The sequence below is a fragment of the Stenotrophomonas maltophilia group sp. Smal32 genome, assembly GCF_030237085.1.
Classification (GTDB): domain Bacteria; phylum Pseudomonadota; class Gammaproteobacteria; order Xanthomonadales; family Xanthomonadaceae; genus Stenotrophomonas; species Stenotrophomonas maltophilia_Q.
Genome location: NZ_JASJSI010000177.1, coordinates 1 through 5149, shown reverse-complemented (window position 1 = coordinate 5149; position 5149 = coordinate 1). Strand labels below are relative to the sequence as shown.

The window sequence follows — 5149 nt, the reverse complement described above, 5'->3', positions numbered from 1 at the left end:
TGGGGGCTTGGTCGCCGCATCCATGCGGCTCACACCCCGCAAACCCACAGTGCCCCGCCTTCGACAGGTCTCCGCAATCTGTCGGAATGGCTCGGCCTGCTCTTGGTGGGTGTCGACCTTGGTCGACACGTAGATCCACGCCATGCGTGGATGGCGTTTCCGGTGGCGGCGGCGGGGTCAGATCCCTTTTCCGTCGGAAAAGGGTTCTGACCCCCGGGGGCGTCAATCGACTTCGTACAGCTCCAGCGGCAGACCATCCGGATCGGCGAAGAAGGTGAAGCGGCGGCCGGTGTATTCGTCCACGCGGATCGGTTCGCAGTCCACGCCGTGGCTGGCCAGGCGTTCGATGAACGGCTCCAGCGCGGCGACCCGGAACGCGAGGTGGCGCAGGCCCTGGGCTTCGGGGCGGCTGGGCCGGGGCGGCGGCGCGGGGAAGGAGAACAACTCCAGCTGGCTGCCATCGGGCAGCGCGAGGTCCAGCTTCCAGGAGTCGCGCGCGGCGCGGTGGTTCTCGGCCAGTACGCGCAGGCCGAGGATCCGTACGTAGAAGTCCTTCGAACGCGCGTAGTCGCTGCAGATCAGTGCGGCGTGGTGGATGCCCAGCAGGGCGTCGGAAGCGGCAGTCATTGCAGGGTGTCCAGCCAGCGCTGGGCAATCTTCAGCGCCAGCGGATAGGGTTCGGGGTCGTTGCGGTTGGTCAGCACGATCACGGTCAGGTGCTTTTCCGGGTGGCGCACGATCACGTTGCGGAAGCCGATGCTCTCGCCGCTGTGCCATTGCACCGGGCCGTTCAGGCGCCAGCCGAAGCCGTAATGCGGCACGTCCGGTTCCGATGTGGTCGTGGCCGGGCTGAACATCGCGCGACGCGATGCCTTCGACAGCAGGCGGTCGTCATACAGCGCGGCATCCCAGCGGGCGAGATCGTCCAGCGAGGAATAGATGCCGCCGTCGCCGAGCACGGCGCTGGTGGTGCTCTGGTCGGTGCGCTGCCAGCGGCCGTCGATCCAGCTGTAGCCATAGGCACGTGCGGCCACCGTATCAATACCGTCCTGGTGGGCCACGGTGTGGGCCATGCCCAGCGGCGCGAAGATGCGCCGCTGCAGGAAGGCGGCGAAATCCTGGCCGGAAGCGCGCCCCACGATCAGTGCCAGCAGTGCATATCCGCTGTTGCTGTAGCGGTACTGCGTACCGGGTGCGAAGTTCAGGCGGTTCTCGCGCGACAGCAGGGCCAGCACATCGGCATCGTGTACCTGCCGTGTGTCCGCCGGGTCCATCAGGTCTTCGTAGTCGAGCAGGCCGCTGGTGTGCGACAGCAGCTGGCGCAGGGTAATGGCCGCTGCGGCCTGCGGCAGTTCCGGAAGCCAGCGCCGCGCCGGCTGGTCCAGCCCGAGCCGGCCGTCTTCCACCAGCAGCAGCACCGCCGCAGCGGTGAACTGCTTGCTGACCGAGGCCAGCCGGAAGTTGCTGGCGGCGGTCACGGCAGTACCGTCTTCCACCACCGCCAGGCCATAGCCGCGACGGAACACCGGTTGCCCGTCGTGCAGTACCAGCACTGCGGCGCCGGGTACCTGGCCATCGTAGGCCTGCATCAGGCCGTCGATACCCGCATCCGGTGGGGTCAGCACCGGTGCGGGGGAGGTGGCCAGCGGCAGCAGGCCCAGCACGACGGCGAACAGGACGACGGCAGGGCGCATGGCGGCTCCGGAAGGGTCAGGGTGAAGGGGTGGGTGCAGCGCTGGCCGGCTGCGCCATCCAGCGCTCCATCTTGCGGTCCAGCACGTCCAGCGGCATTGAGCCGTCCTTCAGCAGTTCGGCATGGAACCGGCGCAGATCGAAGGCTGCACCCTGGCGTGCCTTGGCCTTGTCGCGCAGGGCAACGATGGTGGTCAGGCCAGCGACGTTCGACAGTGCCTGGCCGGGCTGGGCCATGATCCGCTCGACTTCAGCGTTGGCATCATCGCTGCTCATGTCCACCGTCTTCTGCAGGTAGGCCACGGCCTGCTGCTTGCTCCAGCCCTGTGCATTGACGCCGGTGTCGGCGACGACGCGCGCGGCGCGCAGCAGGCGTGAGTACAGGTAGCCGATACGGTCGTAGGGATCGGTGTAGACGCCGAGGTCTTCACCCAGCGTCTCGGCGTACAGGCCCCAGCCTTCGACGAACGCAAGATCGCCACCGAGGCGACGGAAGCGTGGCAGCTTGGCCAGTTCCTGCTGCAGGCCCAGTTGCACGTGATGGCCGGGAATCGCTTCATGCAGGTACTGCACCGGCACGCTCCAGCGCTTGCGGCTGGGCAGGTCGCGGGTGTTGATGTACAGCACGCCCGGCTGCCCGGCCGGCGACGGCTGATAGGCTGCCGCGGCGGCGGTGAGCGCACGTTCCGGTTCCACCGCACGCACTTCCAGTGCGGACTTCGGCAGCGTATCGAGCACCTGAGGCAGACGCGCGTTGACCTGCTGCTGCACCTGGCGGTAGCGGCTGATCAGGGCATTGGCATCGCTGTACTGGAACTGGCGATCGTTACGCATGCTGCGCAGCAGCTTGGTCGGCGTGCCGCGCAGCTTCGCGTCCTTCATCACCGTGGCGATCTGTGCCTGCAGTTCCTGTACGCGTTGTTCGCCCAGCGCGTGCAGCTGTGCGGCGGTCTGGTCGCTGGCGGTGGTCTGCACGATCAGGTTGGCATACCAGGCCTGGCCGTCGGGCAGCGCGCCCATGCCGCTGCTGGCGCGCGTGGCCGGCAGGTACTCGGTGGCGATGAAGCCGCGCAGGGCGCGGTAGGCCGGCATGATGCGCAGCTCGATCATGCGCTTGTATTCGGCGCTGATGCGCGCCTTGTCTTCGGCTGCAATCGTGTTCGGCATCGTGCGGATCGGCGACCAGAAGATGCTCTCTTCAGCGGTCGGCGTGATCACCGCATCCAGCTGCGGCAGCACCTTTTCCATCAGGTCGCGCGGCTGCACCACGCCGGCCTTCATGCCCTGGCGCATGTTGTCGATGGCCTGGTCGAACAGTTCGGGAATGCCGAGCGAGCGGCGCGACCAGGTGTCGTAGTCCTGCACGGTGTTGAACGGCTGCGCGCCGGCGCCGGAGCCGAGGATCGCCATGATGCTGCCGATGTTGTAGTACTGGCTGATCGGCATCATCCAGCTTGGGTAACGCTCGGCAGCCAGCGAGGCGCGCGCGTCGCGTACGAAGATCTCGTAGCTGAGCAGGTCCTGGCCCTGCAGGCCGTCGCTGCCGAGTTTTTCGACCTTGCCCAGCCACTGTGTGGTGAAGTCGTGCGACTGCTGGCGCCAGGTGGCGGACAGGATGTTGGGCAGCTGGTCGTTGTAGCGCGGTTCGCCCTGGAACGTGGCCTGCAGCGGGTTCAACCGCATCGAGGCATCCCAGTACTCGTCGTACAGGCGCTCCAGCTGTACCTGCTTGGGCACGGCACGGGCCGGTGCGACCGGACGCGGCGCAGCGCGGCGCGTCGAACTGCCACGGGCCGGTGCGGTGGCACGGGTGGGCCTGGCCTTGGGCTTGGCGGCTTGGCGGGTCTGCGCAGCGGCAGGGCGGCTGGCCTTCTTCTTCGCTGCTTCGGCCGGCGGCACGGCACTGAACAGGAACAACGCAGCAATGGCAGCGGCCAGCACGCGGGGGGAATACGGCATCAAGAAGCTTCCGTGGAACACAGACCGTGGAGCTTGCACGATCCGCGCGCGTACGGCCAGCGTGAAGGCGCAGTCAGCTTGGTGGCGCTGGGGCTTCAGTCAGCCGCGGCGGCGGCCCCCAGCGCGGCCCCCCAGTCTTCGCCCACATATCGGGTGTTAGCACCCCGCAACACGTAAAGCACCGGAAAAAAGGCAATCGCAAAACCCATCTTGTACACGTAGTTGACGCTGGCGACCGCAAGGAACAGCGAGGTCGGCCAGTGTTGCGGGCCCAGCACGAAGGCGATCCAGATCACCACGAAGCTGTCCACCACCTGCGAGATCGCGGTGGATCCGGTCGCACGCAGCCACACGTGGCGCTCGCCGGTGGCCTGGCGGATGCGGTGGAACACTGCCACGTCGATCAGCTGGCCGAGCAGGAAGGCCACCAGCGAACCGGCAATGGTCCACATGCCCTGGCCGAACACGGCGGCAAACGCGGCCTGGTAGTCCGGAACGCCGTGGCGGTCCATCGAGGTGACCCACCAGCTGGCCGGCGCCAGCGAGATCGCAGCGAAGGCGAACAGGAAGCCATAGGCGATCAGGACCACGGCCAGCCACGAGATGAAGCGCACGCCGCGCTTGCCGAAAAACTCGTTGATGGTGTCGGTCATGATGAACACCACCGGCCACAGCAGGGTGCCGGCGGTGAAGCTGAGCGAGCCGGTCTGGCCGAACAGGTTCCAGTTCAGCGGATCGATGCCGAGGGTATCTTCCAGCGCGAAGATCTTCACGCCGATCAGCTCGGCCAGCACCGCATTGCCGCAGAAGAACGCGGCCAGCACGATGAACAGCAGCACCGCGCGGTCCTGCAGCGGGCGCTCGATCGGCGCTGCGGTCATTCGGCGCGTTCGCCGGCGCGGGTGAACGGCACGCTGGACGGTGCGACGGCGCCGCCGGAAATGATGAAGCTCATCGCCTGGTCAACGGTCCAGTCGGTGGGCGTCAGCAGCTCCACCGGCACGATTTCCAGGTAGCCCGAGGTCGGGTTCGGCGTGGTCGGCACATACACCGCGGCCAGCTCACGGTCGGTGCCGTGTTCCTTGATCACGCGGGTGACCAGACCGACCGACTTCATGTCGCGGTGCGGGAAGTCGATCAGCACCACGCGCTGGGTGCTGCCCGGCTCGGTCTGCAGCATGTCCAGCAGTTTCTTGGCGCTGTCGTAGATGATGCTGGCCAGCGGGATGCGCTTGATCACCGCGCCGACCCAGCGCAGCAGGCGCTGGCCCAGCACGCGGCGGCTGGCCACGCCCACCGCCAGGATCACCAGCAGGGTGGCCAGCAGGGCGATGGTGTCCTGGATCCACTCGGCGCGGACCCAGCCCAGATAGTGCGGGAAACTGGTTGCGATCTGTTCGGACAGCGGCACCACCAGCGGGCTGGAGATGCCCGACAGCAGTACGAACACGAACTTGACCACGACCCAGGTGAGCCAGATCGGCAGCAGGGTCAGCAG

Annotated in this window: 5 protein-coding genes; all 5 read right to left on the bottom strand. The window is 67.2% G+C overall.

Annotated elements, in window-relative coordinates; genetic code table 11:
• Nucleotides 1–222: 222 nt before the first annotated feature.
• Nucleotides 223–627 carry a VOC family protein gene (locus QRO91_RS21810; RefSeq protein WP_049427711.1) on the bottom strand — a complete coding sequence of 135 codons (405 nt, stop codon included), beginning with the start codon at nucleotides 625–627 and terminating at the stop codon, nucleotides 223–225.
• Nucleotides 624–1694, bottom strand: coding sequence for a serine hydrolase (locus tag QRO91_RS21805; RefSeq protein WP_049427713.1), 1071 nt, complete (start codon nucleotides 1692–1694; stop codon nucleotides 624–626). Before QRO91_RS21805 ends, QRO91_RS21810 begins: the two co-directional genes overlap by 4 nt.
• A gap of 16 nt (nucleotides 1695–1710) precedes the next feature.
• Complete coding sequence (locus QRO91_RS21800; RefSeq protein WP_049427716.1) at nucleotides 1711–3651, bottom strand: DUF885 family protein; 1941 nt, start codon at nucleotides 3649–3651, stop codon at nucleotides 1711–1713.
• A 95-nt stretch (nucleotides 3652–3746) separates the two neighbouring features.
• On the bottom strand, nucleotides 3747–4532 hold the full coding sequence (locus QRO91_RS21795; protein WP_285310569.1) for a queuosine precursor transporter: 786 nt from the start codon (nucleotides 4530–4532) through the stop codon (nucleotides 3747–3749).
• Nucleotides 4529–5149: DUF502 domain-containing protein (locus QRO91_RS21790; protein WP_285310568.1), on the bottom strand; the 621-nt coding region annotated here is incomplete at its 5' end. The genes QRO91_RS21795 and QRO91_RS21790, both read right to left, overlap by 4 nt.